At 60.3% G+C, this 4,749-nt stretch carries 5 protein-coding genes and 1 pseudogene; 3 read left to right on the top strand and 3 right to left on the bottom strand.

Translation table 11 applies throughout. The features are described 5' to 3' along the window. A pseudogene (locus AAAB16_RS18845) lies at positions 1-114 on the bottom strand (BMP family ABC transporter substrate-binding protein); the annotation flags it as partial. 393 nt (positions 115-507) lie between these two features. Between AAAB16_RS18845 and AAAB16_RS18840 the strand changes: the two are divergent. Then, positions 508-1,056, top strand: coding sequence for a chromate transporter (locus tag AAAB16_RS18840; RefSeq protein WP_340664705.1), 549 nt, complete (start codon positions 508-510; stop codon positions 1,054-1,056). Next, complete coding sequence (locus AAAB16_RS18835; protein ID WP_340664704.1) at positions 1,053-1,580, top strand: chromate transporter; 528 nt, start codon at positions 1,053-1,055, stop codon at positions 1,578-1,580. The genes AAAB16_RS18840 and AAAB16_RS18835 overlap by 4 nt, the downstream gene beginning before the upstream one ends. An 86-nt stretch (positions 1,581-1,666) precedes the next feature. Here the strand turns inward: AAAB16_RS18835 and AAAB16_RS18830 are convergent, their stop codons facing one another. Next, the gene (locus tag AAAB16_RS18830) at positions 1,667-3,022 is read right to left on the bottom strand and encodes an 8-oxoguanine deaminase (RefSeq protein WP_340664703.1); all 1,356 of its coding nucleotides are present in this window, start codon (positions 3,020-3,022) and stop codon (positions 1,667-1,669) included. Positions 3,023-3,279: 257 nt separating this feature from the next. On the opposite strand from AAAB16_RS18830, the gene AAAB16_RS18825 reads away from it, so the two are divergent. Further along, a complete protein-coding gene (locus AAAB16_RS18825) occupies positions 3,280-4,035 on the top strand; it encodes an ABC transporter substrate-binding protein (protein WP_340664702.1) in 756 nt (251 codons plus the stop codon). Between the two features lie 168 nt (positions 4,036-4,203). Here AAAB16_RS18825 and AAAB16_RS18820 read toward each other — a convergent pair. Further along, the coding region (locus AAAB16_RS18820; protein WP_340664701.1) for a S41 family peptidase at positions 4,204-4,749 on the bottom strand (546 nt) is incomplete at its 5' end.

Here is a 4,749-nt window from a genome sequence, read left to right as displayed (position 1 = left end):
GATATAAACAAAGCCAACTTTCAGCGGGTCGGCGGCAAAGGCACCGAGCGAAGCGCTGAGACCGAGCGCCGCGATAAGCGTGCGCAGCAGGGGCTTTTTAAATGTGTTCTGCATAGCGAATGGAGCTCCAGTGTTAGGGGGCGTTGTTCTTTTTCGAGTTGCTGGAGACTTGATTGCAAAAAATTGACCAACTGGACAATTAAGCGCTGGAAATGCTTAAAAAGCGGGGGCTTCGGTATTCTGGAATAGACGGGGAGAGCGCTGTTGGTGCACGGCCGAAAGTGCGCGCTGTGATCTGGTGCAGCGTCGTGTTCTGGATGGGGGCTGACTCGAAATGCTGGACCCCAGCCTTCGCTGGGGTGACGGATGTCTCTCTAATACCAGCGTCATTCCTGCGCAGGCAGGAATCCAGAAGCGCAAGACGAACACCCTCTCGGATCCCGAGAAAAGCGTAGTCAGCTATCTACTGCTTATAATCCCGCCACCTGCCTCCCAAGGATCCCCACCGTGGAAGATGTCTCCCTCCATCGCCCCCGCCGCCGCGACCTGTTTTTCGGCTTTCTCAGCCTCGGCCTCACCTCTTTTGGCGGCGCCTTGCCGCTGGCTCGCCGTTCCCTGGTAGAACGCCTGCACTGGCTAAGCGACGAGGAATTCACCGAGTTACTGGGCCTGTGCCAGTTCTTGCCCGGCGGCAATATCATCAATCTGTCGGTGGCCGTGGGCATGCGCTTCCATGGCGTTAGCGGGGCGCTGGCGGCCATGCTTGGGCTGATCGCCGGACCTACGGCGATCGTTATTGGTCTGGGGGTGATCTACCAACGCTTCCACGATGACGCCCATGTTCGCCATCTGTTTGCCGGCTTGGCGGCGGCAGCGGCCGGTTTGATGGTGTCGATGGCGGTAAAGATGCTCAAGCCGTTGCGCGGTAACGCTCAGGCTGTGGCCATTGCGCTGCTGGCCTTTGTCGCCCTCGGGGTGCTGCAAGTGCCGCTGCTGTGGGCGATGTTATTGATCACGCCGTTGAGCATTCTGCTGGTGGCGAGGCGCGCCCGATGAGCGCCACCCTTATCGCCCTGGCGTTGATATTTACCGAGTTGTCGTTGCTGGCCTTTGGCGGCGGCAATACCGTGCTGCCGGAAATGCAGCGGCAGGTGGTGGATGTGCAGCACTGGATGAGCGCCGCCGACTTCGGTGCGCTGTTCGCCCTGGCCCGTGCTGCGCCGGGGCCGAATATGATGGTGGTACCGCTGATTGGCTGGCATGTGGCCGGGTGGAGCGGAATGCTGGTGGCGTCGGTCGCCAAGTTTGGCCCGTCGTCGCTGATCACCATGGTTGTGCTGCACCTGTGGCAGCGCTTTAAAGATCACCCCTGGCGCGGTTATGTGCAGCAAGGTTTGCTGCCGGTAACCATCGGCCTGGTGGCGGCCAGTGCCCTGCTGCTGGTGCAGGCCACGGCGACCGCTTGGATACTGGCGGTGATCGTTGCCGTGGTGGCTGGCTTGGATTTATTCACCAAATGGCACCCGCTGTGGTTGTTGGCGGGTGGCGCGGTGGTGGGGCTGATCTTCGGTAGCGGCTAATCGTCGGGTGTGCCGGTCCGCGCTCGGCGTACGCACCAACGGATGTTGGTGAGTACGCCGTGGTGCGCACAGCACACCCTACGAACTTAGCCGGCAATAAGTGCTTTCGCCGCCTGGCGGTGGTCGGCAATCAGTTGGGCTACATCCAGCCCTTCAATCTGCCCATCAACCACGCGCCATTCGCCGCCAATCATCATGCGGTCAGCGCGATCGGCGCCACAAAGCAGCAAGGCTGAAACCGGCTCATGGCTGCCGGAGAAGCGCAGTTCGTCCTGTTTGAAGAAGGCCAGGTCGGCCTGCTTGCCCACCGCCAATTCGCCAATATCGCTGCGGCCCAATAGCGTCGCCGAGCCTTTGCTGGCCCAACCCAGGGCCAGTTCCGGGGTGATCTTTTCCGCGCCATAACGCAGGCGTTGGATATACAGGGCCTGGCGCGCTTCAAGAATCATATTGGAGCCATCGTTCGACGCTGAGCCGTCCACGCCAATACCAATCGGTGCGCCGGCGGCTTCCAGGTCCAGGGTCGGGCAGATGCCGGAGGCCAGGCGCATGTTCGAGCTAGGGCAATGGCAGATACCGGTGCCGGCAGCGCCCAGGCGAGCAATTTCGTCGGGGTTAAAGTGAATGCCATGGGCCAGCCAGGTGCGCGAGCTGAGCCAGCCGACGCTGTCGAGATAATCCACGGTGCGCAGGCCAAAGCGTTGCAGGCAGAAGTCTTCTTCGTCGAGGGTTTCCGCCAGGTGGGTGTGCAGGCGTACATCCAGACGTTCGGCCAACTCGGCGCTCTGGCGCATGATTTCCTGGGTCACCGAGAACGGCGAGCAGGGCGCCAAGGCGATCTGGATTTGCGCACCGTCACCGCGCTCGTGGTAGCGCTCAATCAGGCGTTGGCTATCGGCCAGAATCACTTCGCCTTGCTGCACGGTTTGCTGCGGCGGCAAGCCGCCGTCGGCTTCGCCCAGGCTCATGGAACCACGGGTCAGCATGGCGCGCATGCCCAGCTCGCGCACTACCTCGACCTGTACGTCGATGGCGTTTTCCAGGCCGCCGGGGAACAGGTAGTGGTGGTCCGCCGCCGTGCTGCAACCGGACAGCAGCAATTCGGCCAGCGCCACCTTGGTGGCCAGGGCGAGTTTTTCCGGAGTCAGGCGTGCCCAGACCGGGTACAGGGTTTTTAGCCACGGGAATAACGGCTGATTGACCACCGGCCCCCAGGCGCGGGTAAGGGTTTGATAGAAGTGGTGGTGGGTGTTGACCAGCCCCGGCAGCAGCACATGCTCGCGGGCATCGAAGGTGCTGTCGCAGGGGCGCGACGGTTGCTGGCCGGCGCTGAGCAGCTCACTGATCACACCGTTTTCCACCACCAAGCCGCCAGCGGCGTCGAGGCTATTGCCAGTGAAAACAGCGAGGGGGTTTTTGATCCAGATACGGGTAGCTGCCATTGAGCAGGCTCCTCTGAGGTTGGTTTCAGGTTAGCCAGCTCAGTGTTTACCTGTCTGCTGATCCAGGCCGCCACCAGATTGGTGGGCGTGAACGCGACAATACATAACCCATAAGTCAGGATCAACCACTGCTCGCAATGAGCGTTCTGTCGTCGAAATGCGTAGGTGCTCTCTATACTATGGCGGCTTGCTGCGACGCCCCAGGAAGGGCTGTCGGGTCGCTGCCCAGAAGAACGCCTACAGGACATAACAACATCATGCTGAAAACATTTTCCCGTCTGTTGCTGCTGGGCTTGGCCCTGGTTGCCGGTACTGCTCGAGCTGAACTGCCGGAAGGCTATGAAGTGGTGCTGCTCACTGAAAACTTCCCGCCGTTCAATATGGCGGTGGACGATAAAAACTTTGCCCGTGGCGACGCCATCGATGGCATCAGCGCCGAGCTGGTGCGGGAAATGTTTAAGCGCGCTGACATCAAATACAACCTGACCCTGCGCTTTCCCTGGGACCGTTTGTACAAACTGACCCTGGACAACGCCAACTATGGCCTGTTCTCCACCACCCGCACCGAAGCGCGCGAGAAGCTCTTCAAATGGGTTGGTCCGCTGGCCGATACCAGCGCCGTGATTCTGGCCAAGCCAGGCAGCACGCTTAAGCTCAATAGCCTGGAAGAAGCCAACAAGTACAAGCTCGGTGCCTATAAAAACGCCTCGGTCAGCCAATACCTGGAAGGCAAAGGCATGACCCCGGTAAACGCCCTGCGTGACCAGGAAAACGTCAGCAAACTGATGGATGGCAGGATCGACCTATGGGCCACCACCGACCCAGTGGGCCGTTACATGGCCAAGCAGGAAGGTGTAAATGGCCTGGTTACCGTGCTGCGCTTTAACGACAACCAGCTGTTCCTGGCGATGAACCCGAATACCCCGGATGAAGTGATTCAGCGTCTGCAAAAGGCGTTGGACGCGATGCGTGCCGACGGCACCGTAGAGAAGATTTCCGGTAACTACCTCTAAATAAAAAGCCAAGCGCAAAGGCGCTTGGCTTTTTGTAGGTGTGCTGTGCGCACCAACCGCGTAATGGTGCGCGCAGCACACCCTACGGGATTCCCTTCGCGGCAATGACGGAGATTTACGCTCTAGCACCGTCATCCCCGCGCAGGCGGGGATCCAGCAGAGTGAAGGTTATTCGCTGCGGGTAACGTTCAAGCCCTTCAACAAGCTCAACGCCTGGCTCAGCTGGAAGTCGTCGTCCTGCGGGTGTGCTTTGCCGCTCTGCGCTTTCAGTTCGTTGCTGGTGCGGTCTTTGCCGCCATTGCCGTTGCCCAGGTGCCCGGCCAGATCGGCTTCTTTGTAGCTCTCGCCGTCGTCTTCGCGGGTGATTTTGGCCCGCGCTACTTCGATGTCGGGAATGATGCCTTGCGCTTGGATTGAGCGGCCGTTCGGGGTGAAGTACAGCGCCGTGGTGATTTTCAGGGCGCGGTCGTTGCTCAGCGGCAGCACGGTTTGTACCGAGCCTTTGCCAAAGCTGTTGGTGCCCATAAGAATGCCGCGTTTCTGGTCTTGCAGGGCACCGGCAACAATCTCCGAAGCCGAGGCGCTGCCGCCGTTGATCAGCACCACCAAAGGCACCGCTTCACTGGCATCAGCCGGGTCGGCGGAGAAGCGCAGTTCGGAGTTGGCGATCCGGCCTTTGGTGTACACGATCAGGCCTTTGGTGAGGAAGTGGTC

This window comes from Pseudomonas sp., from assembly GCF_037994325.1.
Classification (GTDB): Bacteria; Pseudomonadota; Gammaproteobacteria; order Pseudomonadales; family Pseudomonadaceae; genus Aquipseudomonas.
The sequence above is the reverse complement of the archived record's forward strand: the minus strand, read 5'-3'. Positions and strand labels throughout refer to the sequence as shown.

Excerpts from the sequence above, each read along its gene's own strand:
- AAAB16_RS18835 (WP_340664704.1), top strand. The coding sequence starts at position 1,053 with ATGAGCGCCACCCTTATCGCCCTGGCGTTGATATTTACCGAGTTGTCG.
- AAAB16_RS18830 (WP_340664703.1), bottom strand. The coding sequence starts at position 3,022 with ATGGCAGCTACCCGTATCTGGATCAAAAACCCCCTCGCTGTTTTCACT.
- AAAB16_RS18825 (WP_340664702.1), top strand. The coding sequence starts at position 3,280 with ATGCTGAAAACATTTTCCCGTCTGTTGCTGCTGGGCTTGGCCCTGGTT.